The 26,946-nt window shown below is 70.1% G+C and carries 23 protein-coding genes, 1 pseudogene and 1 riboswitch; of the genes and pseudogenes, 11 read left to right on the forward strand and 13 right to left on the reverse strand.

Going from position 1 to position 26,946, the window contains the following annotated elements; translation table 11 throughout:
• Positions 1-19 precede the first annotated feature (19 nt).
• Positions 20-682 carry a Crp/Fnr family transcriptional regulator gene (locus tag AB0K18_RS46175; RefSeq protein ID WP_364928256.1) on the reverse strand — a complete coding sequence of 221 codons (663 nt, stop codon included), beginning with the start codon at positions 680-682 and terminating at the stop codon, positions 20-22.
• Positions 683-715: 33 nt separating this feature from the next.
• A complete protein-coding gene (locus AB0K18_RS46180; protein ID WP_364928259.1) occupies positions 716-2,737 on the reverse strand; it encodes an adenylate/guanylate cyclase domain-containing protein in 2,022 nt (673 codons plus the stop codon).
• Between the two features lie 223 nt (positions 2,738-2,960).
• On the opposite strand from AB0K18_RS46180, the gene AB0K18_RS46185 reads away from it, so the two are divergent.
• Positions 2,961-3,809: a hypothetical protein gene (locus tag AB0K18_RS46185; protein ID WP_364928262.1), complete on the forward strand. Its 849-nt coding sequence runs from the start codon at positions 2,961-2,963 to the stop codon at positions 3,807-3,809.
• A gap of 270 nt (positions 3,810-4,079) precedes the next feature.
• On the opposite strand, the gene purL is transcribed toward AB0K18_RS46185, so the two are convergent.
• The 4 genes from purL to purS all read right to left on the reverse strand — a co-directional run bounded on the left by purL (position 4,080) and on the right by purS (position 8,071).
• Complete coding sequence (gene purL, locus AB0K18_RS46190; protein WP_364928264.1) at positions 4,080-6,329, reverse strand: phosphoribosylformylglycinamidine synthase subunit PurL; 2,250 nt, start codon at positions 6,327-6,329, stop codon at positions 4,080-4,082.
• Positions 6,326-7,006 (reverse strand): phosphoribosylformylglycinamidine synthase subunit PurQ, encoded by a 681-nt coding sequence (gene purQ, locus AB0K18_RS46195; RefSeq protein ID WP_364575055.1) that lies wholly within the window; start codon positions 7,004-7,006, stop codon positions 6,326-6,328. The genes purL and purQ overlap by 4 nt, the downstream gene beginning before the upstream one ends.
• A 208-nt stretch (positions 7,007-7,214) precedes the next feature.
• Positions 7,215-7,604 carry an ATP-binding protein gene (locus tag AB0K18_RS46200; protein ID WP_364928266.1) on the reverse strand — a complete coding sequence of 130 codons (390 nt, stop codon included), beginning with the start codon at positions 7,602-7,604 and terminating at the stop codon, positions 7,215-7,217.
• Between the two features lie 221 nt (positions 7,605-7,825).
• Complete coding sequence (purS, locus tag AB0K18_RS46205) at positions 7,826-8,071, reverse strand: phosphoribosylformylglycinamidine synthase subunit PurS (RefSeq protein ID WP_364928269.1); 246 nt, start codon at positions 8,069-8,071, stop codon at positions 7,826-7,828.
• A 225-nt stretch (positions 8,072-8,296) separates the two neighbouring features.
• On the opposite strand from purS, the gene pdhA reads away from it, so the two are divergent.
• From pdhA to AB0K18_RS46225, 4 genes are all read left to right on the forward strand, one after another.
• Positions 8,297-9,388, forward strand: coding sequence for a pyruvate dehydrogenase (acetyl-transferring) E1 component subunit alpha (gene pdhA, locus AB0K18_RS46210; RefSeq protein WP_345391359.1), 1,092 nt, complete (start codon positions 8,297-8,299; stop codon positions 9,386-9,388).
• A gap of 42 nt (positions 9,389-9,430) precedes the next feature.
• Positions 9,431-10,411 (forward strand): alpha-ketoacid dehydrogenase subunit beta, encoded by a 981-nt coding sequence (locus AB0K18_RS46215; protein WP_364928272.1) that lies wholly within the window; start codon positions 9,431-9,433, stop codon positions 10,409-10,411.
• Between the two features lie 11 nt (positions 10,412-10,422).
• The gene (locus AB0K18_RS46220; protein ID WP_364928275.1) at positions 10,423-11,991 is read left to right on the forward strand and encodes a dihydrolipoamide acetyltransferase family protein; all 1,569 of its coding nucleotides are present in this window, start codon (positions 10,423-10,425) and stop codon (positions 11,989-11,991) included.
• Positions 11,992-12,116: 125 nt separating this feature from the next.
• Positions 12,117-12,410: a Dabb family protein gene (locus tag AB0K18_RS46225; protein ID WP_364928278.1), complete on the forward strand. Its 294-nt coding sequence runs from the start codon at positions 12,117-12,119 to the stop codon at positions 12,408-12,410.
• 3 nt (positions 12,411-12,413) lie between these two features.
• Here AB0K18_RS46225 and AB0K18_RS46230 read toward each other — a convergent pair whose 3' ends face one another.
• The 3 genes from AB0K18_RS46230 to AB0K18_RS46240 all read right to left on the reverse strand — a co-directional run bounded on the left by AB0K18_RS46230 (position 12,414) and on the right by AB0K18_RS46240 (position 15,502).
• Complete coding sequence (locus AB0K18_RS46230; protein ID WP_355412054.1) at positions 12,414-12,638, reverse strand: hypothetical protein; 225 nt, start codon at positions 12,636-12,638, stop codon at positions 12,414-12,416.
• 58 nt (positions 12,639-12,696) lie between these two features.
• Positions 12,697-13,623: an MBL fold metallo-hydrolase gene (locus AB0K18_RS46235; RefSeq protein ID WP_364928281.1), complete on the reverse strand. Its 927-nt coding sequence runs from the start codon at positions 13,621-13,623 to the stop codon at positions 12,697-12,699.
• A 73-nt stretch (positions 13,624-13,696) separates the two neighbouring features.
• Positions 13,697-15,502, reverse strand: a complete 1,806-nt coding sequence (locus AB0K18_RS46240; RefSeq protein ID WP_364928283.1) for an acyl-CoA dehydrogenase — start codon at positions 15,500-15,502, stop codon at positions 13,697-13,699.
• A gap of 102 nt (positions 15,503-15,604) precedes the next feature.
• Here AB0K18_RS46240 and AB0K18_RS46245 point away from each other — a divergent pair, with 102 nt between their 5' ends.
• The 3 genes from AB0K18_RS46245 (at position 15,605) to AB0K18_RS46255 (ending at position 17,257) form a co-directional block, all read left to right on the forward strand.
• On the forward strand, positions 15,605-16,402 hold the full coding sequence (locus AB0K18_RS46245) for a methyltransferase domain-containing protein (protein WP_364928285.1): 798 nt from the start codon (positions 15,605-15,607) through the stop codon (positions 16,400-16,402).
• A 22-nt stretch (positions 16,403-16,424) separates the two neighbouring features.
• Positions 16,425-16,487: riboswitch (guanidine-III (ykkC-III) riboswitch) on the forward strand.
• Between the two features lie 34 nt (positions 16,488-16,521).
• Positions 16,522-16,836: a multidrug efflux SMR transporter gene (locus tag AB0K18_RS46250; protein ID WP_364928288.1), complete on the forward strand. Its 315-nt coding sequence runs from the start codon at positions 16,522-16,524 to the stop codon at positions 16,834-16,836.
• A gap of 31 nt (positions 16,837-16,867) precedes the next feature.
• Positions 16,868-17,257 (forward strand): VOC family protein, encoded by a 390-nt coding sequence (locus AB0K18_RS46255; protein WP_345391335.1) that lies wholly within the window; start codon positions 16,868-16,870, stop codon positions 17,255-17,257.
• Between the two features lie 9 nt (positions 17,258-17,266).
• On the opposite strand, the gene AB0K18_RS46260 is transcribed toward AB0K18_RS46255, so the two are convergent.
• Positions 17,267-17,716, reverse strand: a complete 450-nt coding sequence (locus AB0K18_RS46260) for a hypothetical protein (RefSeq protein ID WP_364928293.1) — start codon at positions 17,714-17,716, stop codon at positions 17,267-17,269.
• Positions 17,717-17,792: 76 nt separating this feature from the next.
• Between AB0K18_RS46260 and AB0K18_RS46265 the strand changes: the two are divergent.
• A pseudogene (locus AB0K18_RS46265) lies at positions 17,793-18,209 on the forward strand (GNAT family N-acetyltransferase); the annotation flags it as partial.
• 42 nt (positions 18,210-18,251) lie between these two features.
• Positions 18,252-18,722, forward strand: a complete 471-nt coding sequence (locus AB0K18_RS46270; RefSeq protein WP_364928310.1) for a GNAT family N-acetyltransferase — start codon at positions 18,252-18,254, stop codon at positions 18,720-18,722.
• Here the strand turns inward: AB0K18_RS46270 and AB0K18_RS46275 are convergent.
• Positions 18,709-20,715 carry a molybdopterin-dependent oxidoreductase gene (locus AB0K18_RS46275; protein ID WP_364928295.1) on the reverse strand — a complete coding sequence of 669 codons (2,007 nt, stop codon included), beginning with the start codon at positions 20,713-20,715 and terminating at the stop codon, positions 18,709-18,711. The two genes, AB0K18_RS46270 and AB0K18_RS46275, sit on opposite strands and share 14 nt — an antisense overlap.
• A gap of 218 nt (positions 20,716-20,933) precedes the next feature.
• On the opposite strand from AB0K18_RS46275, the gene AB0K18_RS46280 reads away from it, so the two are divergent.
• A complete protein-coding gene (locus AB0K18_RS46280) occupies positions 20,934-23,309 on the forward strand; it encodes a lysylphosphatidylglycerol synthase transmembrane domain-containing protein (protein ID WP_364928298.1) in 2,376 nt (791 codons plus the stop codon).
• A gap of 8 nt (positions 23,310-23,317) precedes the next feature.
• Here AB0K18_RS46280 and mgrA read toward each other — a convergent pair whose 3' ends face one another.
• Positions 23,318-24,304 carry an L-glyceraldehyde 3-phosphate reductase gene (mgrA, locus tag AB0K18_RS46285; RefSeq protein WP_364928301.1) on the reverse strand — a complete coding sequence of 329 codons (987 nt, stop codon included), beginning with the start codon at positions 24,302-24,304 and terminating at the stop codon, positions 23,318-23,320.
• Positions 24,301-26,391, reverse strand: coding sequence for a S9 family peptidase (locus AB0K18_RS46290; protein WP_364928304.1), 2,091 nt, complete (start codon positions 26,389-26,391; stop codon positions 24,301-24,303). Before AB0K18_RS46290 ends, mgrA begins: the two co-directional genes overlap by 4 nt.
• Between the last annotated feature and the right edge of the window lie 555 nt (positions 26,392-26,946).

The following is a 26,946-nucleotide window of genomic DNA, read 5'->3' on the forward strand; positions in this document are numbered from 1 at the left end:
CGTACGTCACGGAATGTGGTCACCTGGCGCGCTTGCGCAGTCCCTCCAGGTCGTGAATGACCACGCGCCGCCGGCCGGTCTCGATGAGCCCGCGGTCGCGCAGCGTGCGCAGCGCCTTGCTGACGGCCTCGCGGGAGGCGCCGGTCCAGCCGGCCAGCTCGTCCTGCGAGAGCGGCAGCGCCACCCGGACGCCCGTGGTGGTCTTCTCGCCGTAGCGCTCGGCCAGCTCCAGCAGCCGGGTGGCGACCCGGCCCGTGGTGTCGAAGGCGCCGTACTCGATGCGCTTCCTGTCGGAGTCGCGCAGCTTGGCGCTGACCTGCTGCATGAGCAGCACCGCGATGCGGCCGTGCGACTCCAGGAACGTGGCGAAGTCGCGGACCACGATGCCGGAGATGGGCTCCAGCGCGGTGACCGTGGTCGAGCGGGACGAGCCGTCGATGGCCGACAGCTCGCCGATGAGCGCGCCGGGGCCGCGTACGGCCAGCACCACCTCGGTGCCCGCGCTCGTGTGGGACGAGCACTTGACCCGGCCGTCCAGCAGCACCAGGACCCAGTCGGACGTGTCGCCCTCGGTCATGATGGTCGTGCCGCGATCCCACCGCCGCGGGCGGCCGGCCGCTTTCAGCGACTCGACCTCCTCGTTGGTCAGCAGGGTGAGAAACTCGCCAGGTTCTGGGGCCATGCGCCCGATTATGGCGGCAACGGAACCCTGGTTCTATTCCAAAGCCGTCAGAACGTACGCGGTGACCGGCTCCTCCTTGCCCTTGAGGCTGAGCGCCCCCAGGGAATTCACCGTCACGTCATCACCGAGCTGCCGGTACGTCGTCTCACCGATGACCACCGTGCCGGGCTCCGCGATCGCCTGGAGGCGGGCGGCCACGTTGACGCAGTCGCCCATCGCGTTGAAGCCGCGCAGCTCGGGGCTGCCGATGTTGCCCACCAGCGCGGGCCCGGTGTTGACGCCCACCCGGAACGTCGGCCACTCCACCTCGTCGGAGCGCCGCCAGGCCATCTCCTCGGCCACCTCGGCGGCGGCCTGCTGCATCTCCAGCGCCGCCTTGCAGGCCGCCCGCGCGTGCCCCGTCTGCGTGGCGGGCGCGTTGAACAGCGCCAGCAGCGCGTCGCCCACGAACTGCACGATAGTGCCGCCGTTGTTCAGGATGCAGGGGACGGCCGCCGTGTGGTAGCGGTTGAGCATCTCGACGATCTCGCCCGGCGTCACCTTCTCCGAGAACGTCGTGAAGCCCTTGAGGTCGGCGAAGAGCGCGGTCAGCTCCTTCACCTCGCCGCCCAGCGCCGCCTGCCCGGGGTCGGCGAGCAGCGCGTGCGCCACGTCCGGCGACATGTACTGGTGGAAGAGCGTGTGCAGCTCCTGGTAGAGCCGGGCGTTCTCCAGCGAGATCGACAGCTGCCCGGCCAGCGTCGCGGCCAGCGCCTCGTCCTGGCTCGTCCGCCCGATCGGCACCTCCAGCACGCCCGCCAGGTTGCCCTTGACCGTCAGCGGGAAGGCCAGCAGCCCCTCACGTCTGATCGGGTCGTCACCCACGAACGCGTAGTCGCGCGAGCCCACCTGCGTCTTGCCCTCGGACACCAGCGCGATCTTCACATCCCCGTACGCCTGCCGCACCCGCTCCAGCGACGTCGTCAGCAGCTGGTCCTCCGGCAGGCCCACCCGCGTCTGCACGCTCACCGCCACCAGCGCCGACAGCCGCTCCGACAGCTCGCGCTCCTCGGCCAGCGCCCGGCCTGCCCGGTCGAGCACCGCCGCCTGGCCCTCGTTGAGCCGGAACTTGCCCGACATCCGGGTCGCGGCCAGCGGCTCGCCCTTGCGTACGTGCTCGACCAGCTCCTCCAGCGCCTGGTCGTAGTCGCGCCTGATGCGGGCCACGGTCGCCGACAGCGCCACCGAGTCGAACAGCCCCGCGCTCGACCCCTCGCGCCTGAACTGCAGGTAGGCGCTGTAGGCGACGAACACGAAGGCCAGCGTCAGCAGCAGGTGCCACTCCCACCACGACAGGTGCCAGTTGAGCTGCGACATGCCGGCCACCATCGACTCGGCCAGCAGCGCGTACGCGGTGAGCAGGCTGATCAGCATCGCCGACGGGCGGCGCCTGTGCAGCAGGAACATCATCACGCCGGCCGCGCCGTACAGCAGCAGGCCCGGGATCGACGCCCAGACCAGCCAGTCGATCGGGGAGACCTCGGGCGGCTCGCTCAGCGCGGTCAGGCCGGGCACCAGCGACACCGCGCCCCACAGCACCATGGCGCCGAGCAGCGCGCCCCTGATGAAGTGCTGCCACGACAGCACGACCTTCGCCACCCGCTCGCCCAGCGGCAGCGCCGAGACGAAGGCGAACACCGCCGCGATCGACAGCCCGACCTGCTGGCCCGCGTCGAAGCCCACCGAGCCGCCGGGCAGGATGACCTTCGGGGTGGCCAGGCCGTGCAGGAAGAAGAAGCCGGCGTTGGTCACGAAGACCATGGAGACGAGGAACAGGCGGGCGTCGGCGCGCCGCCGCGACGCCTCGCTGATGAGCACGCCGAGCACGAGGTTGACGCCGGCGACCAGGATGATCAGCCAGAAGTGGCTCGGGTTGTGCTGCCACGGGATGTTGATGTGGTCGTTGGCCAGCAGCAGCCAGAGGCCCAGCATGGGCAGCGCCAGGTGGATCCCCCAGACCACGCCGCGAACGGGCTGGGTGGCCGGTGGGAGGTACGTGGGACCAGGGGTTGACACAGACCGATTATCCACGGGCGATCGCTGTCGCGACTGCGTCGTTTTACTCACCCACGTCATCGACAATCCGTCAGCGCCGTCAGTAACCCTCTGTTTCGTGATAAATGCGTTACGTAATCACGGTCATCCTTTGGAACGTTTGAGGCGTGAATCTCTTGCATCACACGCGCAACACCCGACCCTCTGGAGGGGCATCGTGGCTATCAAGGTTCGTCGTGGGGGCATGCTGACACTCGCCACCGTCGGGGCGCTGGCCGCCTCGCTCCTGGCCGCGGGCGGCGTCGCCACCGCATCGTCCGCGGCCTCCGCCGTCTCGGCCGGCGCCGCTGCGGGAACGGTGCACGCCTGCGTCCACAAGAAGTCGCGGTACGTCCGCATCGTCAACGTCACGGCCAAGTGCCGTAAGACCGAGCAGCGGATGGTCATCGGCGGCGGCACGTCCACCACCACCGTCGAGACCGGCCCCCAGGGGCCCGCGGGTCCGGCCGGCCCTGCCGGTCCCCAGGGCCCGAAGGGCGACCGCGGTCCGCAGGGCCGCCACGGCATCCAGGGCAAGCAGGGCGCGACCGGCCCCGCCGGCCCCCAGGGCCCGAAGGGCGAGCAGGGGGAGCAGGGCCCGAAGGGCGAGCAGGGCCCCAAGGGCGAGCAGGGCCCCAAGGGCGAGCAGGGCCCCAAGGGCGAGCAGGGCGCTCCGGGCACCCCCGGCACCCCCGGCAAACCCGGCACCCCCGGCCCCAAGGGCCCGAAGGGCGACACCGGCCCGCGCGGCCCGGCGGGCCCCCAGGGCCCGAAGGGCGAGCCCGGCACCGGCGCGAACCTGAGCACCTATGTCGTCAACGAGCGCATCAACGGGTCGAGCGGCACCGCGAAGTGCAAGGCGGGCGACCTGGTGACCGGCGGCGGCTTCCAGGTGGACTCCCGCTCCCAGGTGACGAGCAGCATGCCGTCCGGCAACGGTTGGTCGGTCAGCGTCACCAAGAACGACATGAAGACCGCCGAGGTCTCCAGCCAGGGCCTCGGCGGCGGCAGCGGCAGCGGCGGCACGGTCTACGCCGTCTGCCTGAAGAAGTAAGGCTTCCGCACAACGCCGAGCGCCCGGATAACCGAGGCCGGAAGGAAGGGGCCGCCACGTGCAGGCCACGTGCCGGTTAACGGTCACGGCAATCCAGGGCGCACCCAAGCCGGCGGCCAACGCCTCCGCCCCAGAGAAGGGGCGGGCGCTTTGGAAGGGCCGGAGGCGGCCTATCCGGCCGTTCTGAAAGGCACGTGCCGGCCGTTCGGTGAGGTGATTGTGCGGAAAGGGCCGGTACGGGGGAATCCCGTACCGGCCCTGAATTTCGCGTCAGCCGAACAGCGCCGGCAGGGCCGCCGTGTGGGTGGTGCGGAGTTCTTCCACCGGGACCTCGAAGACGTCCTTGACGACCAGGGACGAGCCGCCGGTCGTGCCCAGGCCGTAGCAGGGGACGTCGTGGCGGCCGCACAGGGAGGCCAGCTCGTCGTACGCCTCGGGGCTCACCACCACGAGCGCCCGCGCCGCCGACTCGCTGAACAGGTCGGTGAAGGCGTCGCCGGTCAGCTCGACGGTCGCCCCGACGCCCTTGGCCAGGCACGACTCGGCGAGCGCGATGGCGAGCCCGCCGTCGGACAGATCGTGGGAGCCGGCGAGCAGCCCGCGCCGAGCCGCCTCGACGAGGACGGTGCCGAGCGCCTGCTCCGCCTCCAGGTCGGCCTGCGGCGGCAGCCCGCCCAGGTGACCGTGGACGACGTGCGCCCACTCCGAGCCGCCGAACTCCTCGCGGGTGTCACCGAGCAGCACAACGCGCAGGCCCTCGGCGACGAACCCGGTCGGCACCCGCTGGGCGACGTCGTCGATGACGCCCAGCACGCCCACCACCGGCGTCGGGTGGATCGCGGTGGAGCCGGTCTGGTTGTAGAAGGAGACGTTGCCGCCGGTCACCGGCACGCCGAGGGTCCTGCAGGCGTCGGCGAGCCCGCGCGTGGCCTCGGCGAACTGCCACATCACCTCGGGGTCCTCGGGGGAGCCGAAGTTGAGGCAGTTGGTGACGGCCAGCGGCTTCGCGCCGGTGACGGCGACGTTGCGGTACGCCTCGGCCAGCGCGAGCTGCGCCCCGGCGTAGGGGTCGAGCTTGGCGTAGCGGCCGTTGCCGTCGGTGGACAGCGCGATGCCCCGGGTGGTCGGCTCGGCGCCCGCGATGGCCTCGGAGATGCGCAGCATGCCCGCGTCGGCCGGCTGGGCCAGCACGGTGTTGGAGCGCACGTAGCGGTCGTACTGGCCGGTCACCCACTCCTTGGAGGCGAGGTTGGGCGAGCCGAGCAGCTTGAGCAGTGTCTGCCGCAGGTCGGCGGGCCGCTCCAGGCGATCGGGGGTGTCGGCGTTGAGCGCGGCCTGCCCGGCGGGCTCGTGGTAGGGCCGCTCGTAGACCGGCCCGTCATCGGCGGCGGTGCCCGGCGGGATGTCCACGATGACCTCGCCGTCCCACGTCATCACGAGGCGGCCGGAGTCGGTGACCTCACCGATGACGGTGGCGGGGACGTCCCACTTCTGGCAGATCGCCATGAACGCGGGGATGTCGTCGGGCCGGACCACGGCCATCATGCGTTCCTGCGACTCGCTCATCAGGATCTCCTCGGGCCTGAGCGAGGGGTCGCGGAGCGGGACGAGGTTGAGGTCGACGGTCATGCCGCCGGTGCCCTTGGCGGCCAGCTCGGTGGTGGCGCAGGAGACGCCGGCCGCGCCGAGGTCCTGGATGCCGACGACGACGTCGGCGGCGTACAGCTCCAGGCAGCACTCGATGAGCAGCTTCTCCATGAACGGGTCGCCGACCTGCACGGCGGGCCGCTTGGCCTGCGACTCGTCCTCGAACGTGGCGCTGGCCAGCACCGACGCGCCGCCGATGCCGTCGGGGCCGGTGGAGGCGCCGAACAGCACGACCTTGTTGCCCGGCCCTGGCGCGGTGGCCAGCTTGATCTGGTCTTTCCGCAGCAGGCCCACGCACAGGGCGTTGACCAGCGGGTTGCCGAGGTAGCAGGGGTCGAAGGAGACCTCGCCGCCGATGTTGGGCAGGCCGAGGCAGTTGCCGTAGCTGCTGATGCCCTCGACCACGCCGGGCAGCACCCGCCGGGTGTCGACCGCGTCGGCGGCGCCGAAGCGCAGCGCGTCCATGACCGCGATCGGGCGGGCGCCCATCGACATGATGTCGCGCACGATGCCGCCGACGCCGGTGGCCGCGCCCTGGTGCGGCTCGACGTAGGAGGGGTGGTTGTGCGACTCGATCTTGAACGTGGCCGCCCACCCGTCGCCGATGTCGACCACGCCGGCGTTCTCGCCCATGCCCACCAGCAGCGCCTCGGACTTGGGTGCCTTGGTGGCGAACTGCCGCAGGTGCACCTTGGACGACTTGTACGAGCAGTGCTCGGACCACATGACGCTGTAGATGGCCAGCTCGGAGCCGGTCGGACGGCGGCCCAGGATCTCCTTGACCCGGTCGTACTCGTCCTGCTTCATCCCCAGCTCGGCGAAGGGCATCGGCTCGTCGGGAGTCTCCGCCGCCCGCTGGACACTGTCTGTCATGCGTTCACCAGGTTCTTCAGGATGGAGGTGAAGATGCCGAGGCCGTCGGTGCTCGGGGCGCCGACCAGCTCCTCGACGGCGTGCTCGGGGTGCGGCATGAGGCCGACGACGTTGCCGGCCTCGTTGCGGATGCCGGCGATGTCGTTGAGCGAGCCGTTGGGGTTGCCGACGTAGCGGAAGACCACGTGGCCGCCCGACTCCAGCGCCGCGAGCGTGTCGTCGGAGGCGACGTAGCGGCCCTCGCCGTGCTTGATCGGCAGCACGATCTCCTGGCCGGCGGTGAAGCCGTTGGTCCACGCCGTCGCGGTCTGCTCGACCTTGAGCCGCTGGTCACGGCAGACGTAGTGGAGCGAGGCGTTGCGGGTGAGCGCACCGGGCAGCAGGTGCGCCTCGCAGAGGATCTGGAACCCGTTGCAGGTGCCGATGACCGGCAGGCCCGCCTTCGCGGCGGGGACCAGCTCGTCCATGATCGGCGCGAAGCGGGAGATGGCGCCGCAGCGCAGGTAGTCGCCGTAGGAGAAGCCGCCGGGCAGGAAGACGGCGTCGACTCCCTTCAGGTCGTGGTCGGCGTGCCACAGCGGGACCGCCTCCGCGCCCACGAGGCGCACGGCTCTGGCTGCGTCCTGGTCGTCGAGAGTTCCTGGAAACGTGACAACGCCCACACGGGCAGCGCTCATGACAGTCGTCCCCTCCGGGTGAATGCGCGCGCCACCGTCCCATCGGGGTGGACGGCGGTATCACCAGGTTATCGGGTGCGCTCCGGTGGTCCGCATCGGCTCGGGACGCGGGACTGGCGCGGGCTCACACGGCGGCTCACACGGCTGCTCACGGGGCTGCTCACACGGCTGCTCACGGGGCTGCTCACAGGGCGGCTTACACGGCGGCTTACACGGTGGCGAGCTCGCGGGGACGGGCCTCGGCGGCGTCGTCGTCCCAGTCGAGCAGCTTGCGCAGGTGAACCGTGGTGCCCCGGCCCGGCGTGACGCCGAACGAGATCTCGTCGACGACGGATCGCATGATCAGCAGGCCGCGGCCGTTCTCGGTGTCGGGAGGAGGAAAGTGCGGAGGCATGGTCGGCACGCCGTCGCCGTTGTCGGCCACGCGGACGTCGCACTGGCCGGCCCCGATGGCCGCCGTCACCTCGTAGCGGTTGGCCGGCCCTCCGTGCCGGACCGCGTTGGAGCACGCCTCGGACACGGCGAGCAGCATGTCGGCGATGCACGTCTCGCTCACGTTGAGTGAACGCATGGCATCGCCCAGCACTCGCCTGACCATCGGTATGCCGATCGCATCCCGAGGCAGTGCCAACGAGAACTCAATATCCACCGGACTCCTCCGGGCTCCGGAATGTCACCTGGAGTAGGTTTCCCTGAGAAAACGGGGCTAACCGCAAAATCACGTTGTTGTTATTTAGTGTTGGCAAGCCCGTGGCATTGTGGCATGTCCGAACCCGGCTTTAACCACCCGAGGGGAAATCCAGCCCCCAAAAGTGCCTTCTACCCATCAACCCGGACGACGTAGTCCTCGATCACCGTGTTCGCCAGCAGCGTCTCGGCCATCTTGCGCACCTCGGCGAGCGCGGCCTCGTCGGCCTCGCCCTCGATCTCCAGCTCGAAACGCTTTCCCTGGCGCACGGCGGCGACGCCGGAGAAGCCGAGCCTGGGCAGCGCCCTGGCGATGGCCTGGCCCTGCGGATCGAGGATCTCGGGCTTCAACATGACGTCCACGATGACGCGGGCCACTGCGTTCCTCCTGGGTGCGGTGGGTGGTGGGAAGCACAGCCTACCGGCGCGTGTGGCCGCCGACACAACGGGAACGGGGAGGACATGGGGCTTGCGCACAGGGCTGTGACGTCTGCCACGATGGCCCCAAAAGCGTACGAACCTCCACCTCCCGGTTCGGCGCTACGAAGGCTGGCCTAAGGTGGCAACCCCATCTCGGACCGGCCCCGACCACAGGAGTGGCACGTGACACAAGACGCCTCTCGTGGTGCTGACGCACCTCCTGAGCTCGTCCAGCTGCTCACCCCCGAGGGAGAGCGGGTCGAGCATCCCGACTACGACATCGATCTGACCCCGGAGGACGTCCGGTCGCTCTACCGCGATCTGGTGCTCGTCCGGCGCGTCGACCTCGAGGCCGTCGCGCTGCAGCGCCAGGGCGAGCTGGGCATCTGGGCCTCGCTGCTCGGCCAGGAGGCCGCCCAGATCGGTTCGGGGCGCGCGCTGACCGACTCCGACATGGCCTTCCCCACCTACCGCGAGCACGGCGTGGCGTGGTGCCGCGACGTCGACCCGGTGAAGCTGCTCGGCCTGTTCAGAGGGGTCAACCACGGCGGGTGGGACCCCAAGGAGCACAACTTCCACCTCTACACGATCGTCATCGGCAGCCAGACGCTCCACGCGGTCGGCTACGCCATGGGCATCCAGCGCGACGACGCCAACGCGGCCACCATCGTCTACTTCGGCGACGGCGCCACCTCGCAGGGCGACGTCAACGAGTCGTTCATCTGGGCCAGCGTGTTCAACGCGCCGATCGTGTTCTTCTGCCAGAACAACCAGTGGGCGATCTCCGAGCCGCTGGAGAAGCAGACCCGCATCCCGCTCTACCGGCGCGCCTCCGGGTTCGGCTTCCCCGGCATCAGAGTCGACGGCAACGACGTCTTCGCCTGCCTCGCCGTCACGCGCAAGGCGCTGGAGGCCGCGCGTACGGGCCAGGGGCCCACGCTGATCGAGGCGTTCACGTACCGGATGGGCGCCCACACCACCACCGACGACCCGACCCGCTACCGGGTGGCCAGCGAGCTGGAGGCCTGGAAGCTGAAGGACCCGATCGAGCGGGTCAAGTCGTACCTGTTCAAGAACGAGCACGCCGACCAGGCGTTCTTCGACGCGATCGAGGCCGAGGCCGACCAGCTCGGCGCCGACCTGCGCAGACGCTGTCTGGCCATGCCGGACCCCGAGCCGCTCGACATCTTCGACCACGTCTACAGCGAGCCCCACGCCCTGATCGACCAGGAGCGCGCCCAGTTCGCCGCTTACTTGGAGGGGTTCCGTGACTGAGCGAGGCGACCGCAGCGGCCGGTTCGGGGCGAAGGAGGCGTCGTGACCGTACTCAGCCTGTCCAAGGCGCTCAACGAGGGCATGCGCAAGGCCATGGAGGACGACCCCAAGGTCCTCATCATGGGTGAGGACGTCGGCAAGCTGGGCGGGGTCTTCCGGGTCACCGACGGGCTCCAGAAGGACTTCGGCGAGGACCGCGTCATCGACACGCCGCTCGCCGAGTCGGGCATCATCGGCACCGCGATCGGGCTGGCGCTGCGCGGCTACCGGCCGGTGTGCGAGATCCAGTTCGACGGGTTCGTCTTCCCGGCGGCCGACCAGATCATCACCCAGCTCGCCAAGATGCCGATGCGCTCGCTCGGCGCGATCAAGCTGCCGGTCGTCGTCCGCATCCCGTGCGGCGGCGGCATCGGCGCGGTCGAGCACCACAGCGAGTCGCCGGAGGCGTACTTCACGCACACCGCGGGGCTGCGGGTGGTGGCCTGCTCCAACCCGGCGGACGCGTACACGATGATCCAGCAGGCCATCCGCAGCGACGACCCGGTGATCTTCTTCGAGCCCAAGCGGCGCTACTGGGAGAAGGCCGAGATCGACACCGGCTCCACCGACTGGTGGCCGCCGCTGCACACCGCCAAGGTCGTACGTCCCGGCGCCGACGTGACCCTGCTGGCCTACGGCCCCATGGTCAAGACCTGCCTGGAGGCCGCCGCGGCGGCCGAGGAGGACGGGCGCTCGCTGGAGGTCGTGGACCTGCGCTCGCTCAACCCGCTGGACGAGCCGCTGGTCATGGAGTCGGTACGCCGTACGGGCCGGGCCGTGGTCGTGCACGAGGCGCCCGTCAACAGCGGCTTTGGCGCGGAGCTCGCGGCCAGGATCACCGAGCAGTGCTTCTACCACCTGGAGTCGCCCGTGCTGCGCGTCGGCGGTTTCTCCACCCCCTACCCGCCGTCGAAGCTGGAGGAGCACTACCTGCCCGACCTTGACCGCGTGCTCGACGCCGTCGACCGGACCTTCGGATACTGAGGGGGCAGACGATGCGACGCGAGTTCAAGCTGCCCGACGTCGGCGAGGGGCTGACCGAGGCGGAGATCGTCCGCTGGCACGTCAAGCCGGGCGACGACGTCAAGGTCAACCAGATCGTGGTGGAGATCGAGACCGCCAAGTCGATCGTCGAGCTGCCGATCCCGTGGGACGGCGTGGTGGCCGGGCTGATGGCCGGCGAGGGCGAGACGGTCGACGTGGGGGTCCCGATCATCGCGGTGGACACCGACGGCGAGGGCGGCGCCCCTTCACCGGGCGCGACCGGCGCGGCGGCCGGGGCGGCGGCTGCGGAGGCGCCCGCTCCCGCTGCGGCGGCCGCGGAGGCGCCCGCTCCCGCCGCGACCGCGCCCGCCAATGGCGGGACGGCGCCGGCGCCCGGGATCGAGGCGCTGGCCGACGACATGGTGCCGAAGCCGCCCGCCGAGGGCGCGGTGGAGCCGGGCGCGCACGGCAGCCCGGCCCCCAAGGAGGAACGCCAGGCGGTCCTGGTCGGTTACGGCGTCAAGACCGGCGCCACCAAGCGCCGCCCGCGCCGCCAGGCCGCGCCCGGCCACCCGACCAACCCGGTGGCGAACCCGGCCCGCGTCGGCCTGGACGCGCCGCCGCAGACCCCAGCCCCAGCCCCAGCCCCAGCCCCAGCTCCTGCCCCGGCCCCGGCGCCTGCGGCTCCGGCCGGAGCGCAGGGTCCTGGGGCGGCGCGGGCGCTGGCCAAGCCCCCCGTACGCAAGCTCGCCAAGGACCTGGGCGTGGACCTCACCACGCTCACGGGCACGGGCCCCCAGGGCTCGATCACCCGCGACGACGTCCACGCGGCGGCGGCGAGGACGCAGGAGCAGCCCGCCACGACGGGTGAGCGGCGGGAGAGGGAGGAGCGCGTCCCGGTCAAGGGCGTACGCAAGATGACCGCCCAGGCCATGGTGACCAGCGCCTTCACCGCCCCCCACGCCACCGAGTTCCTCCAGGTGGACATGACGGCCACCATGGACGCCGTGCGCGGCCTGCGCACGCTCCCGGAGTTCGCCGAGGTCAAGGTCTCGCCGCTGCTCCTGGTGGCGAAGGCGGTGCTGACGGCGGTCGCCAGGCACCCGATGATCAACTCCTCGTGGGACGAGGCCGCCCAGGAGATCGTGGTCAAGCACTACGTGAACCTGGGCATCGCCGCCGCCACCCCGCGCGGCCTGGTGGTGCCGAACGTCAAGGACGCCCAGGACCTGTCGCTGCCCGCGCTGGCCGTGCGGCTGGCGGAGCTGACGGAGGTCGCCAGGGCGGGCCGTACGCAGCCGGCGCAGATGGCCGGCGGCACGTTCACGATCACGAACGTCGGCGTCTTCGGCGTCGACGGCGGCACCCCGATCATCAACCCGGGTGAGGCGGCGATCCTCGCCTTCGGTCAGATCAGGGACATGCCGTGGGTGGTGGACGGCGCGCTCGCGGTGCGCAAGGTGGCGACGCTGTCGCTGTCGTTCGACCACCGCATCGTGGACGGCGAGCTGGGCTCGCTGTTCCTGCGTGACGTGGGCGCGATGCTGGAGGACCCCATCAGGATGCTCGCCTGGAGCTGACGCACCGGTACGACGGCCGCCGGGAGGACCCCTCTCCCGGCGACCGCCGTACGGCGGGGGACACCCGCACCCACGACGTCAGAGCCTCCAGGATGTTCCTTTGATACATGGATAAAGTGGCTTGCATGATTCGCCACATCGTGCTGTTCACCTGGACCGACGACGCCACCGACGAGCAGAAGGCCGCCGTGGCCGAGGCGCTGGGCACGCTGCCCGGCCTGATCCCGCAGCTGCGGTCGTACACGTTCGGCCAGGACGCGGGCATCAACCAGGGCAACCACGACTTCGCGGTGGTGGCGGACTTCGACGGCGTGGACGACTACCTGGTCTACCGCGACCACCCCGAGCACCAGGCGATCATCGCCGAGCGCATCAAGCCGATCGTGGCCTCGCGCGCCGCCGTCCAGCTGAGCCTGTAGGTCTCAGACCTCGGGCGGACGGTTCTCCCGGTGCATCAGCCGGCCCTCCGACGTCTGGCCCCGCCGAGGGGCCAGCACGATGCTCAGCACGATCCCCACGCCGCCGACGATCATGAAGATCAGGCCGATGATGTCCATGTGCACGCTCTTGCCGAAGACGTCGGGCTCGATCGCGAACCTGAGGATGGCGCCAAGCGTGAGGAAGAAGATGCTGACCCCGACACCCATGGCGACCTCCCGGCAAAGAACGCGTACAGGCACCGTCATACCCGGCTATAGCTGATCATCACGCCAGACAGGACAGCGGCTCCCCGCCGTTGTACGTGATCATGTCGAGGATCGCCGCCACCAGGTCCATCGGCGGCCCGCCGAGATCGGCGTACGCGCGATGCAGGTTGCCCACGATGCGCTCGGCGTCGAGCAGCCCGGCCCACTCGCCGAGATCGGTCTCCCTGGCCGCCTCCAGCGGCGTCAGCCCGGCCGCCAGCCCCTTCTCGGCGGTCGCCTGCACGAACCGCAGATAGCCTTCGACCGGCTCGTACGCCTCAGGCCCGCACACCTCGCCGTGCCCCGGCACGACGGTCTGCGCGCCCAGCTCCCTGAGCTGCTCCAGTGCCCGCAGCGCCCCCACGACCGAGCCCATCAGCACGAACGGCGTGCCCCCGTTGAAGACCAGGTCACCGGCGAACAGCAGCCGCCGCTCCGGGATCCACACATAGGAGTCGTTGGCGGTGTGGGCGGCGTAGCCGACGTGCCTGACCTCGCAGCGCAGCTCGTCGGAGTGGAGCGTGACGCGGTCGGTGAAGGTCAGGAACGGCGGTGCCGGCTCCATCCGCCCCCACTCGACCTCGGGCGACCAGGCCGCCCGGTACGCGGGCACGCCGTCGGCGATGATCTGCTCGCGCACGCCCTCGTGCCCGACGATCGTGGCCTCGGGGAACAACCAGTTGCCGAACGTGTGGTCGCCGTGGTGGTGGGTGTTGACCAGCGTGGTGATCGGCCGGTCGGTGACCTTGCCGATGGCCGCGCGGAAGGCGCGGGTGCGGCGCTCGGTCGAGCAGGCGTCGATGACGACGACGCCGCGCCGTCCGGCGAGGAAGCCGGTGTTGTTGATCCACCAGCTTCCGTCGGGCTGGACGTAGGCGTACACACCGTCCGACACCTCTTCGACACGAGGCGGCGGCAGCGGGTGGTCGTGCGGTGCGGAGCTCATGCCGGGCAAGGTACTCCCGGCGGCGCCCCCGGTCTGTGCCGTTCACGACACTTCGACCAGGGGCGCGGTCGTCCTAGAAGGCGTCCTCCGGCAGCTCCATGAGCTCCTGGCCGGTGGACTCCAGCGTGCGGCGTTCGGCGGCGAGGCGGGGCAGCACGGTCTTGGCGAAGAACGAGGCCGCCGCGACCTTGCCGAGGTAGAACGGGTCCTCGCCCTCGGCCAGCCGGGCCAGCGCCACCTCGGCCTGGCGCTGCAGCAGCCAGCCGATGACCAGGTCGCCCAGCGCGAGGAGGAACCTGGTGGTGTTCAGGCCGACCTTGTAGACCTCCTCCGGCTTCTCCAGCGAGCCGAGCGCCCAGCCCGCCAGGGTGTCGCCCATCGCCTTGACCTCGGCTGCGGCCTCGGCGAGCAGCTTGCGCTCCTCCTTGAGCCGGCCGTTGCCCGCCTCGGAGGCGGCGAACGCGTTGATCTCGGCCAGCAGCGAGCCGACGGCCGAGCCCTGGTTGCGCAGGATCTTCCTGAAGAACAGGTCCTGGCCCTGGATCGCGGTGGTGCCCTCGTACAGGGAGTCGATCTTGGCGTCGCGGATGTACTGCTCGATCGGGTAGTCCTGCAGGTAGCCGGAGCCGCCGAGGGTCTGCAGCGAGCGCGACAGCAGCTCGTACGACCGCTCCGACCCGACGCCCTTGACGACCGGCAGCAGCAGGTCGTTCATCTCGGAGGCGCGCCGGTCGTCGGGGTCGATGAGCAGGGCGTCCTGGAAGGTCGCGGTGTAGAGCACCAGGGCGCGCATGCCCTCGACGTACGCCTTCTGCAGCATCAGCTCGCGCCGCACGTCGGGGTGGTGGGTGATGGTGACGCGGGGCGCGGTCTTGTCGCCCGACCTGGTGAGGTCGGCGCCCTGGAGGCGGGCCTTGGCGTACTCGAGGGCGTTGAGGTAGCCGGTGGACAGCGTCGCGATGGCCTTGGTGCCGACCATCATGCGGGCGTGCTCGATGACCATGAACATCTGCTTGATGCCCTCGTGCACCTCGCCGACCAGGAAGCCGATCGCCGGGTGCCTGTCGCCGAAGGTCAGCTCGCAGGTCGTGGAGACCTTCAGGCCCATCTTCTTCTCGACGTTGGTGACGTAGACGCCGTTGCGCTCGCCGAGCTCGCCGCTGTCGAGGTCCACGTGGTACTTCGGCACCAGGAACATCGACAGGCCCTTGGTGCCGGGGCCGTGGCCCTCGGGGCGGGCCAGCACGAGGTGGAAGATGTTCTCCGACATGTCGTGCTCGGCGCTGGTGATGAAGCGCTTGACGCCCTCGATGTGCCAGGTGCCGTCGGGCTGCCGCACCGCCTTCGTGCGCCCGGCGCCCACGTCGGAGCCGGCGTCCGGCTCGGTGAGCACCATGGTGGCGCCCCAGTTGCGCTCGATGGCCAGCTCGGCGAAGCGCTTCTGCTCCGGGGTGCCGAGCCGCCACAGCGTGTACGCGAAGTTCGGCCCCGCGGCGTACATGTAGAGCGCCGGGTTGGCGCCCAGCACCATCTCGGCGGTGGCCCACGCGAGGCTGCGCGGGATGCCGGGGCCGCCCAGGTCGGAGGGCAGGTCGAGGTGCGCCCAGCCGCCCTCGACCAACGCCTTGTACGACTTCTTGAACCCCTCGGGGACCGTCACGGAGGCGGTGGCCGCGTCGAACACGGGCGGGGTCCTGTCGCCCTCTTCGAAGGAGTCGGCGAGCACGCCGGTCGCAAGGCGGTTCATCTCGTCCAGGACGGAGCGGGCGACGTCCTCGTCGATCTCCGCGAAGGGCCCGGTGCCGAGGATCTCGCGTCTCCCGAAGACCTCGAAGAGGTTGAATTCCAGGTCACGCACGTTGCTCTTGTAGTGGCCCATGGGCGTCGATCTCCTTGAACCGAGGTGGCTGTACTGGTGAGTAACCTTACTCTGAAATGCTACCCGCGGGTAACCCACGCCATGCATGGCATGCTCGTCTCCATGGACGCCGAAGAACTCGCCGCACGCTGGCGAGAGCGACTCGAATCCTGGGCGATACCGGACGAGATCCTGGCCAAGGCCGTCGCGGACCCGTGGAGTCATTCGCCCGAGCGGTTCGGCACCCGTACGGACCGGGCGCTGGCCGAGCCGGACGACGGCCCCACCATGACCCGCCTGGCCGAGGCGCTGCCCGACAAGGGCACGCTGCTCGACGTCGGCTCAGGTCCCGGGGCCTCCTCGCTGCCGCTGCACGAGCGGATCGGCCACCTCTACGCCGTCGACACCTCGGCCTCCATGCTCGAAGGGCTGACGTCCAGGGCGGACAAGCTCGGCGTACCGGTCACCACGGTCGAGGGCCGCTGGCCCGACGTGGCGGGGCGGGTGCCGGTCGCCGACGTCACCGTGTCCGCCCACGTGGTCTACAACGTGCCGGACCTGGCCCCTTTCCTGCGCGCGCTCGACGACCACACGCTGGGCAGGGTGGTGATCGAGCTGCCGCACCGCCACCCCATGAGCTGGCTGACCCCGCTGTGGCAGCACTTCCACGGCGTCGACCGCCCGGTGCGCCCGATCGCGGAGGACTGCGTGGCGCTGGCGGCGGCGATGGGCTTCCCCGTGCAGGTGGAGGAGCGGGAGTCCCCCCTGGAACGTTTCACCTCGCTGGAGGAGCTGGCCCAGAGCGCCTGCCGCCGCGTGTGCCTCGACCCTTCGCGGGCCGAGGAGGTCGCCGCGACCGTGATGGAGCTGGGCATGTGGCCGATGCCGCGCGACCGCTGGGTCACCATCTGGTGGGAATAACGGGGTTGCGGGCACGTTGTCGTCAATGAGCCCATGAGGCTCCCGGACGAGACGCGCCGTACCCGGTACGCCAAGACGACGCACCCGAATCAGTCATCGTCATCGAGGGAGTCGTCATCGTGGCGTGGATCGTCCTGGTGCTCGCGGGCCTGTTCGAGGTCGTCATGGCCCTGTCGCTCAAGCTCAGCAACGGGTTCGGCAATCTGTGGTGGACGCTGTCGTTCGCCGTCACCGCCGTGCTCAGTTTCGGGCTGCTCGCGTACGCGCTCAAAAGCCTGGAAGTGGGCACCGCGTACGCCGTCTGGACCGGCGTCGGCGCGGCCGGCACGGCCATCCTCGGCATGATCGCCATGGGGGACGAGGTGTCACCCGCGCGGCTGATCTCCATCGCCCTGATCCTGGCCGGCGTCATCGGGCTGCGAACACTGGCTTGACGTCTTTGGTGGTGTCGGGTTGGGTGGCATCATGATCGAGATCCACGCCGTCACGTTCGACGCGGCCGACCCGTACGAGATCGCGAGCTGGTGGAGCAAGGCCACCGGGCTGCCCCTGGGCGAGGGCGACAAGCCGGGCGACGACGAGGTGATGCTGCGCACCAAGCAGGACCCGTACGTGCTGTTCATCCGCGTGCCCGAGGGCAAGACGGTGAAGAACCGGCTGCACCTCGACGTCAACGGCACCGAGGGCAGGACCCGTGACCAGGAGGTCGAGCGGCTGCTGGGGATGGGCGCCACCATCTACCAGGACCTGCGCGACGCCAACGGCGTCGGCTGGGTCACCATGCTCGACCCCGAGGGCAACGAGTTCTGCGTGTGCAGGTCGGACGCCGAGCGGGCGGCAGCCGCTCAGAGCTGATCGAGGAGGTCAACGGGCAGATCGGGCACGCCCCCGCATCGCGAGCGTCAGGACACCGGAGACCAGGTAGACCAGCGCGCCGTGCCACAGGGCGTCCCAGCCGGCCCCGAAGACGCCCTCGCCGTCGAGCACGAGCTGCACGGGGTAGTTCAGCACGGCGGCGATGCCGGCGGGCAGCAGCGAGAACCGCCACGGGTGCCGCAGCGACCAGAGCCTGGCCTGCCGGGTCACCCGGTCGCCCACGTCGGGCTTGGACACCGCGCCGATGGCGGCGATCAGGGCGAACAGGGCGGTGCCCAGCCCCAGCGCCCACACCAGGTCGCCGCCGCCGGTGAGCACGCTCAGGCCGAAACCGCCGGCGGCCACGGCGCCGCCGGTGATGGCGGCGGTCTTCCAAGGGGCGCCGCGCAGCGCGGCGGCCGACAGCGAGACCTCGTCGCGTCGAGTTATTTCGTTCATGTCACCAATGCTGCCCTTTGTCCGTCCCTGGGGGCATCGGGGGCGGACCCTGAGCTGTCCCTGACATGATGCCGCCATGACGGACATCCAGCTTGTGACCCTTGGCCCCGATGACGGCGAGCGGCTGCGCGCGCTGCGCCTGCGCGCACTCCAGGACGCGCCCGACGCGTTCGGCTCCTCGTACGAGCGTGAGGTCGCGTTCACCCCGCAGCAGTGGGCCGAGCGGCTGGCCAACCCCGATGCCCGCTACTGGGTGGCGACGTCAGGAGCGGCGGACGCCGGCCTGGTGTGCGTGCTGCTGGAGGACGAGGGCAGGCACGCCCACCTGCTGTCCATGTGGGTCGCCCCCGAGGCCAGACGGCACGGCGCGGCGTCCCGCCTGGTGGACGCGGCCGTGGAGTGGGCGAGGAGCACCGGCGCCGAGGAGATGGGCCTGTGGGCGGTGGACGCCAACCAGGCCGCCCGCGCCCTGTACGCTCGCAAGGGCTTCACCCCGAGCGGCAAGGTCATGGCCCTGCCCTCCAACCCCGCGCTCATGGAGTCCCACTACGTGCTGTCCTTGATCTTCCGCACCGCCCGCAGGGACGACGTGCCCGCCATCGTCGCGATGCTGGCCGACGACCCGCTCGGCGCGCGGCGCGAGGGCGACCCCGCCGACGAGCGCTACCTCGCCGCCTTCGAGCGCATCGACGCCGACCCGCACGACGAACTGATCGTGGCTGAGCAGGAGGGCAAGGTCGTGGGCACGATGCAGCTCAGCTACCTCGCCGGTCTGTCCCGCCTGGGCGCCGAGCGCTGCCAGATCGAGGCCGTCAGGGTCTCCGCCGCCGTCCGCGGCCAGGGCCTCGGCCGCAAGATGATCACCTGGGCGATCGACCGGGCCAGGGCCCGCGGCTGCGCCATGGTGCAGCTCACCTCCGACAAGACCCGTACGGACGCGCACCGCTTCTACGACGCGCTCGGCTTCACCGACTCCCACGTCGGCTACAAGCTCAAGCTGGACTGATCTCCACCCAGTTGTCGTGGAACCCCGCGCCGCGGCCCATGTCGGCGTCCCGCTCGGCCACGACGGCGTTCGGGTTCGCGCCGCCCGGGGTGAGCTTGGGCCAGCGGCCCTTCGTCGAGGCGACCACGCCGGGCGAGACCCGGTCGCTGATCTCCACGTCCGCGACGAACGCGCCGCCGTCGTTGTGCACCCGTACGCGCTCCCCGTTCGTCAGCCCCCTGGCCTCGGCGTCGGCCCTGCTGACCAGCACCACCGGGTCCTTGGCCCGCCGCCGCAGCTCGGGGTTGTTGCCGAACGTGGTGTTGAGGAACGTGTGCGCGGCCGGCGTCACCAGCCGCAGCCGGTACGGCGAGCCGTCCGCGACGGCCGTGTGCGGCGGTACGTACGCCTGGCCCTTCGGCGGGAAGCGCAGCCGGCCCGTCCGCGTCGGGAAGCCGTCGGCGAACGGCGTGAAGGGCTTGGGGTAGTTCATCCGCACCCAGCCCTCCTTGCGCAGCCGGTCGAGGGTGACGCCCTCCAGCGACGGATGCCCGCTGTTCAGCAGCTGCTCGGCCAGCTCCAGGTCGGAGTCGTACAGCGAGGGCTCGCTCAGCCCCATGTGGGCCGCCAGCCGGCGGAACGTCTCGGTCGTCGACAGGCACTCGCCGGGCGGCCGCACGGCCTGCTCGTTCCACATCAGGTAGAGGTGCCCGTAGCCGGCGTGCAGATCGTGATGTTCGGTCTGCATGGTCGCGGGCAGCACGATGTCGGCGTAGTCGGCCGTGTCGGTGGGGAAGTGCTCCATGACGACCGTGAACAGGTCCTCGCGCATGAGGCCGCGCCTGATCGCGTTGGAGTCGGGGGAGGAGCCCACCGGGTTGGCCGCGTACACGAACAGGCACTTCACCGACTCGTCCAGCTGCGAGGCCAGCTTGGTCATCACCCGCGTGCGCACCGGGCCGGGCAGCAGGTCCTCCCGGGTGTCGATGTCGAGGTGCACGTGATCGCTGGTCGAGAAGGCCATGCCGCCGCCGGGGTGCCGCCAGTCGCCGGTCACCGCCGGGATCGCGGAGATCGTCCGCAGCGCCGTGCCGCCGCCCGCGTGCCGCTGCAGCCCGTGCGTGGCGCGCAGCCCCGTCGGGCGCGTGTGCGCGAGCCTCATCCCCAGCCTGTGGACGGCCTCGGCCGGAATCCCCGTGATCTCCGCCACCTTCTCCACCGGGTGGCTCATGATCTCCTCGCGGAAGCCGGCCCAGCCCTCGGTGTGCGCGGCGAGATACTCCTCGTCCTGGGCGTTCTCCGCCAGCACGACGTTGAGCAGGCCCAGCGCCAGCGCCGCGTCCGTGCCCGGCGTGATCGCCAGCCACTCGTCCGCCTGGTCCGCCGTCCTGGTGCGGATGGGGTCGATCGCGACGACGTGCGCGCCGTTCGCCCGCGCCTCCTGGATGAACTTCCACAGGTGGTGGCCGCTGGTCAGCGTGTTCGTGCCCCAGAGCAGGATGAGCTTCGACAGCGCGAAGTCCTCGGGGTCCATGCCGGCCGCCGTGCCGTTCGTACGCCGCAGGCCGCTGTTGCCCGCCCCCGAGCAGATGTTCAGCCAATGCTTGCCGGCGCCCAGCACGTTCCAGAACCGCCGGCCCGCCACGCCCTCGCAGCCCTGGAGGTAGCCGAGCGTGCCGGTGCCCACGTACGGCCAGATGGCCTCGCCGCCGTGCTCGTCCACGATGGCGCGCAGCCGTACGGCGATCTCGTCGAGCGCCTCGTCCCACGTGATCCGCTCGAACTGACCGGACCCCTTCGGCCCGACCCGGCGCAGCGGGTGCAGGATGCGGTCGGCGGCCCGCGTGTGCTCCAGGTAACGGTTGACCTTCACGCACAGCGCGCCCCTGGTGTAGGGCTGATCGGGATTGCCGCGCAACGAGACGGCCTGACCGTTCTCCACACCGACCACCCACGAGCAGGTGTCCGGGCAGTCAAGCGGACAAGCCCCCAAAACTCTCAATGCACCCGACATGCGACACAGCCTATGTCGCCACGTGGACAGGAATTCAAAGGTGAACCCGGGGAAGCCCACCGTGTAGCCTGCCCCCTGCGACGACTGCGGGGGGACGGTCGGGCACATTGAACGCCTGGAGATCGTACAGTCCGCCACGGGAAGGTGCAGAATCGCTGTCGGTGGCCGATATCAGGGAACGAGATGACACGGAGGACCTCGCGGAGGGGGATCCGGCCGTGGTTGAGTCACGCGCGGAGACCGACGTCTACGTCGTAGAGCCGCTGCTGCCCCAGCGCTTGCGCCGCCCCTCCGACCTGCTGCGCTTCATCGCCACGCTGCTCGTGCTCGGCGCGGTCATCCTGCTCGCCCTCGTCGCCAAGCAGACCCTCATCGGGCTGGAGGCCGACGTCAAGGAGGGCGCCGAGCTGGTGCCGCTGCTGAGCAGGATCGCCGCCTTCCTCGGCGGCGCGGCCGTGCTCATCGTGCCCGTCGCGTTCGCGGTCGAGCGCGTCTTCCACCGCGACGGCCTGCGCGTCGCCGAGGGGCTGATCGCCGCCATCGTCGGCATGGCCGGCTCGTTCCTGCTCGGCCAGTGGCTGGTCGCGGGCAACATGAACGACCTGCGCGTGCTGCTCACCGGCGGCCGCGAGATGGAGCCGCTCAACACGCTGCTGACCTCGGTCGTCGCGTACGCGACCGCCGTCCGCATCTCCCGCCGCCCCACCTGGCGGATGCTGATGTGGACCACCATCGCCCTCTACATCCTGGCCTTCTTCTCCGGCCGCCAGATCACCATCCCGAGCGCCATCGTCACCGTCCTGGTCGGCATGGCCATCGGCTACGCCACCCTCTACGGCGTCGGCAGCCCCAACACCCGCCCGCCGGGCAGCGCCGTCGTGGCCGCCCTGCGCAAGCTCTCGTTCTCCCCGGTCTCCGCCCGCCGCGTCGAGGACGACCACCAGGGCAGCCGCCGCTACGCCGTCGGGCTCAAAGACGGCAGCAGCCTCGACGTCACCGTCCTCGACCGCGACCGGCAGGTGGCCGGCCTGCCCTACCGCCTGTGGCGGCGCATCAGGCTCAACTCCGAGACCAGGCGCCGCGCCATCAGGTCGCTGCGCGCCGAGCTCGAACGCGAGGCCCTCATGGCGTACGCCGCCCAGGCCGCCGGCGCCAGCACCCCTCGCCTGCTCGGCACCAGCGAGATCGGCACCGAGGCCGCCCTGCTCGCCTACGAGCACATCGACACCCGCTCACTCGACGAGCTGTCCGACGACGAGATCGACGACGAGCTGCTCGCCCAGATCTGGGAGCAGGTCGAGCTGCTGCAGATCCAGCGCCTGGCCCACCGCAGGCTCACCGGCGACAGCATCCACGTCGACGGCGCCGGCCGGGTCGTGCTCACCGACGCCCGCAGCGGCGAGGTCGCCGCCGGCGACCTGCTGCTCCGGCTCGACGTCGCCCAGCTCCTCACCTACCTCGCGCTGCGCGTCGGCCCCGAGCGCTCAGTGCGCACCGCGGCCGCCGTCATGGGCCCCGACGCGCTGGCCGCCGCCATGCCGCTGCTCCAGCAGATCGCGCTGACCAGAGAGACCCGCGCCGCGCTCGCCAAGGCCAAACACGTGCTGCCCGGCATCCGCGACCAGATCGTCGCGCTCAAGCCGCAGAGCAAGGTCGAGGAGATCCGCCTAGAGCGCTTCCGCCCCCGCACGCTCATCACGATCATCGCCAGCACGATCGCCGCCTACATCGTGCTCTCCCAGCTCAGCCAGGTCGACGTCTACCACGTCATCACCACCGCCAACTGGGCCTGGTCGGGGCTGGCGCTGGTGGCCTCGTTCGCGAGCTTCGTGGCCGCCGCGCTCATGCTGCGCGGGTTCGTGCCCGAGCACCTGCCGCTCTGGCGCACGGTGCTCGTGCAGTTCGCGTCCTCGTTCGTCAAGCTCGTCGCGCCCGCCGCGGTGGGCGGGGTCGCGATCAACACCCGCTACCTGCAAAAGCGCGGCATCCCCCCGGCCAGCGCGGTCGCCAGCGTGGGCGCGTCGCAGCTCATCATGCTGATCTTCCACATCGGGCTGCTGGCGCTGTTCGCCTACATCACCGGCTCCAACACCGGCACCTCGTTCACGCCGTCACGCGGGCTCGTGCTCGCGCTGCTCGCCGTCGCGGTGCTGGTCGTCGCCGTGCTCGGCGTGCCGCCGCTGCGCCGCCTGATCACCGGCCGGCTATCCAAGCTCTTCTCGAACGTGCTGCCGCGGCTGCTCGACGTGCTCCAGTCGCCGCGCAAGATGATCGAGGCGGCCGTCGGCACGCTCATGATCACCCTCATGTTCGTGCTCTGCCTCGACGCCTGCATCGCCGCGTTCGGCCACGACATCAGCTTCACCGCCGTCGCCGTCGTCTACCTCACCGCCAACGCGATCGGCTCGGCCGCGCCCACCCCCGGCGGCCTGGGCGCGGTCGAGCTGGCGCTGGTCGGCGGGCTCGTGCTGGCCGGGGTGCCGAAGGAGCTGGCCACCTCGGCCGTGCTGCTCTACCGGCTGCTCACGTTCTGGCTGCCGGTGCTGCCCGGCTGGGCCTCGTTCACCTACCTGCAGCGCCACGAGGCCCTTTGACGGCCGGCTCAGCGGCGCCCGGCGGTGATCTTGTCGATCGCCTCCAGCTCGTCCTGCGTGAACGCGGGGCCGTCCACGCACGCCACGTTGTCCTCCAGCTGCTTGACGCTGCTGGCGCCGATCAGCACGCTCGTCACCCGTGAGTCGCGCAGCGTCCACGACAGCGCCATCTGCGCCAGCGTCTGCCCGCGCGTGCGCGCGATCTCGTTGAGGTCGCGGGCGAGGTCGCGGTCGATCCTGTCGGCGCTGAGGAACCGGCTGGTCGCCGCCCGCGAGTCGGCCGGCACCCCGTCGAGGTAGCGGTCGGTCAGCAGACCCTGCGCCAGCGGCGAGTAGACGATGCAGCCCATGCCCGCCTCCTCCAGCGTGTCCAGCAGGCCGTCCTCGATCCACCGGTTGATCATCGAGTAGGACGGCTGGTGGATGAGCAGCGGCGTGCCCAGCTCGCGCATGATCCGCGCGGCCTGGGCCGTCTGCTCCGCCGAGTAGTTGGAGATGCCCGCGTACAGCGCCTTGCCCGAGCGCACCGCGCGGTCGAGCGCGCCCATCGTCTCCTCCAGCGGCGTCTCCGGGTCGGGACGGTGGCTGTAGAAGATGTCGACGTAGTCGAGGCCCATGCGCCTGAGCGACTGGTCGAGGCTGGCCAGCACGTACTTGCGGGAACCCCACTCGCCGTACGGGCCCGGCCACATGTCGTAGCCCGCCTTCGTCGAGATGACCAGCTCGTCCCGGTACGGCAGGAAGTCCTCGCGCAGGATGCGGCCGAAGTTGCTCTCCGCCGACCCGTACGGCACCCCGTAGTTGTTGGCCAGGTCGAAGTGCGTCACCCCGAGGTCGAACGCCCGCCGCAGGATCGCCCGGGAGTTCTCGATCGGCCGGTTGTCGCCGAAGTTGTGCCACAGCCCCAGCGACACCACCGGCAGCCTGAGCCCGCTGCGCCCGCTGCGGTTGTACGGCTGCCGCTCGTAGCGCTGCTCGTCGGCCTGATATTTCATGACGTGCCTTTCTCAATGATCCAGGACAGTGCGAACGCCTCTTCCCGCCAGGCGTCGTAACGTCCGCTGCGCCCGCCGTGCCCCGCACCCATCTCCGTCTTCAGCAGGAACGGCCCGCCGCTCGCCGTGGCGCGCAGCCTCGCGATCCACTTCGCCGGCTCGTGGTAGAGCACGCGCGTGTCGTTCAGGCTGGTGATCGCCAGAATCGGCGGGTACGGCCTGCCGTCCACGTTCTCGTACGGCGAGTAGCTCTTCATGTAGGCGTATACGTCAGGGTTGTGCAGCGGGTCGCCCCACTCGTCCCATTCGATCACGGTCAGCGGAAGCGACGGATCGAGGATGGTGTTGAGCGCGTCCACGAACGGCACCTCGGCCACGATCCCGGCGAACTCCTCGGGGGCGAGGTTCGTCGCCGCGCCCATCAGCAGCCCGCCCGCCGAGCCGCCCCTGGCCACGATCCTGCTGCTCCAGCCCGCCGCCCTCATGTGCCTGGCCACCGCCACGAAGTCGGTGAACGTGTTGCGCTTGCTGGTCAGCTTGCCCTGCTCGTACCAGTGCCTGCCCATCTCGCCGCCGCCCCGCACGTGGGCGATCGCGAACACGAACCCGCGGTCGAGCAGCGACAGCCTGGGCACCGAGAAGCCCGGGTCGATCGAGGTCTCGTAGCTGCCGTAGCCGTACAGGACGGTGGGGGCCGGGGTCTCGGTGTCCTTGCGCTTGACGAGGGAGATGGGGATCTTCGTGCCGTCCTCGGCCGTGGCCCACTCGCGCACCTGCTCGTAGTCGGCCGCGTCGAAGCCGCCGAGCACAGGGCGCTGCTTGAGCAGGATCAGGTCGTGGGTGTCCAGGTCGTAGTCGTACACGCTGGCCGGGGTGACCATGCTCGTGTAGCCCAGACGGAGCCGCCGCGTGGTGAACTGCGCGTTGCCGGCCGGGCCGACGTCGTACAGCGGCTCGGGGAAGTCGATCTCGTACGCGTTGCGCTCCGCCGCCTCCACCCGCTCGCGCCAGTCGCCCCCGGCGGCCGGGTAGGGGAGCACCCGCAGGCCGGTCAGGCCGTCGCGGCGGAAGTGCACCACGGCATGGTCGGAGAACGCGTCGATCTCCAGCAGCCTGGTGTCGGTGCGGTGGGGAATGAGCGGGGTCCACGTGCCGGGGTCGTCGAGGGGGGACGTGGACAGCTCGAAGTTCGCGGCGTTCTCGTTGTGCAGGACGTAGAAGAAGTCGCCCGCGTGCTCGACGCCGTACTCGACGCCGGTCTTCCTGGGCCGGACGAGCTTGAACTCGCCGCCGGGGTCGTTCGCGTCGAGGATGCGGACCTCGCTGGTGATCTTGCTGCCCGCGCCCAGCACGAGGTACTGCTCGCTGCGGGTCAGCCCGATGCCCACCCAGTAGCGCTCGTCGCTCTCCTCATAGACGAGCACGTCCTCCTGGGTGCCGAGGGTGTGCCGGTAGACCTGGTAGGGCCGCCAGGCGTCGTCCACGCGCGTGTAGAAGAACGCGGAGGCGTCGGCAGACCAGGCGCCGCCGTAGAAGATGTCGGTGACCTCGTCGGGCAGGATCTCGCCCGTCTCGAGGTTCTTGAACTTGAGCGTGAACCGCTCGTTGCCCGTGAAGTCGGTCGAGAAGGCCAGCATCTTCCCGTCGGGGGAGATCGAGCTGGTGCCCACCGAGAAGAACGGGCTGTCGCCGGCCAGCTCGTTGCCGTCGAGGACGACCTGCTCCTGGTCGAGCCGTTCGCCGGTGGTGATCTCAGGTGGGGTCTCGCTGTCGGCGGGCACCCGGCACGACACCGGATACTGCTTGCCCTCCTCCGTACGCGAGAAGTACCACCACGAGCCCTTGCGGCTCGGCACCGACAGGTCGGTCTCCTGGGTGCGGCCCTTGATCTCCTGGAACACCTGCTCCTGGAGGTCGGCGAGGTGAGCGGTCTCCTTCTTCAGAAAGTCGTTCTCCGCCTCCAGATAGGCGGTGGTGTCGGGATCGTCCTTGTTGCTCAGCCAGGCGTACTCGTCGATGACGGTGTCGCCGTGGTGGGTGCGCTCCGTAGGGATCTTCTTCGCCACTGGCGGCGTGTTGCTGCTCACGTGGGGAGTCTATGTTCGGTTGTGATCGTTCCGTTGCCGTCGAAGCAGGAGAACCGGCACGAGCGGTGGAAGGGCGCTGCTAATCTTTAAGAGCCGACGCGGAGCGGCACAACCCACATCCTTCACTCAGGTGACTGTGATGTGTTGTGTCACTGATCGTCGGCAATCCCTTGTGACGCGCCGGTTCGCAGATTGATTCGCAGATCGCTCGACGGGCTGGTAAGTTAGAGGGGTTGTCCCCGAAAGGGGGCGCGGCTTAATTCTTGGAAAGTCGAGCCGGTCCGGTCAATTTGACAGGGACTTGGGCGGCTGAAAAGATTAAGACACAACAGAACGAACGGAGTGAACGCCTCCGAGCGGGAATCACAAGGAATTGTGGTTTCGGTGCGGATGTACGCGTCCGTTTCTTGAGAACTCAACAGTGTGTTAAAAGCCAGTGCATGATGCACAACCCCGTCATTTTTTGACGGATTCCTTTGGTTGACATCCATCGGTTGGTGGGTGTTGGCCAGGACTTCTTTTCAAGCATTGTTTGGAGAGTTTGATCCTGGCTCA

This window comes from Nonomuraea sp. NPDC049421, from assembly GCF_040677005.1.
Lineage (GTDB): Bacteria > Actinomycetota > Actinomycetes > Streptosporangiales > Streptosporangiaceae > Nonomuraea > Nonomuraea salmonea.

Coding starts and splice junctions, on each gene's coding strand:
- AB0K18_RS46255 (WP_345391335.1), top strand. CDS start 16,868: ATGATCGAGATCCACGCCGTCACGTTCGACGCGGCCGACCCGTACGAG.
- AB0K18_RS46220 (WP_364928275.1), top strand. CDS start 10,423: ATGCGACGCGAGTTCAAGCTGCCCGACGTCGGCGAGGGGCTGACCGAG.
- AB0K18_RS46175 (WP_364928256.1), bottom strand. CDS start 682: ATGGCCCCAGAACCTGGCGAGTTTCTCACCCTGCTGACCAACGAGGAG.
- AB0K18_RS46230 (WP_355412054.1), bottom strand. CDS start 12,638: ATGGGTGTCGGGGTCAGCATCTTCTTCCTCACGCTTGGCGCCATCCTC.
- AB0K18_RS46270 (WP_364928310.1), top strand. CDS start 18,252: ATGGAGTCCCACTACGTGCTGTCCTTGATCTTCCGCACCGCCCGCAGG.
- AB0K18_RS46200 (WP_364928266.1), bottom strand. CDS start 7,604: ATGGTCAGGCGAGTGCTGGGCGATGCCATGCGTTCACTCAACGTGAGC.
- AB0K18_RS46260 (WP_364928293.1), bottom strand. CDS start 17,716: ATGAACGAAATAACTCGACGCGACGAGGTCTCGCTGTCGGCCGCCGCG.
- AB0K18_RS46245 (WP_364928285.1), top strand. CDS start 15,605: ATGGACGCCGAAGAACTCGCCGCACGCTGGCGAGAGCGACTCGAATCC.
- AB0K18_RS46235 (WP_364928281.1), bottom strand. CDS start 13,623: ATGAGCTCCGCACCGCACGACCACCCGCTGCCGCCGCCTCGTGTCGAA.
- AB0K18_RS46185 (WP_364928262.1), top strand. CDS start 2,961: ATGCTGACACTCGCCACCGTCGGGGCGCTGGCCGCCTCGCTCCTGGCC.
- purL (WP_364928264.1), bottom strand. CDS start 6,329: ATGACAGACAGTGTCCAGCGGGCGGCGGAGACTCCCGACGAGCCGATG.
- purQ (WP_364575055.1), bottom strand. CDS start 7,006: ATGAGCGCTGCCCGTGTGGGCGTTGTCACGTTTCCAGGAACTCTCGAC.
- AB0K18_RS46225 (WP_364928278.1), top strand. CDS start 12,117: ATGATTCGCCACATCGTGCTGTTCACCTGGACCGACGACGCCACCGAC.
- AB0K18_RS46275 (WP_364928295.1), bottom strand. CDS start 20,715: ATGTCGGGTGCATTGAGAGTTTTGGGGGCTTGTCCGCTTGACTGCCCG.
- AB0K18_RS46240 (WP_364928283.1), bottom strand. CDS start 15,502: ATGGGCCACTACAAGAGCAACGTGCGTGACCTGGAATTCAACCTCTTC.
- mgrA (WP_364928301.1), bottom strand. CDS start 24,304: ATGAAATATCAGGCCGACGAGCAGCGCTACGAGCGGCAGCCGTACAAC.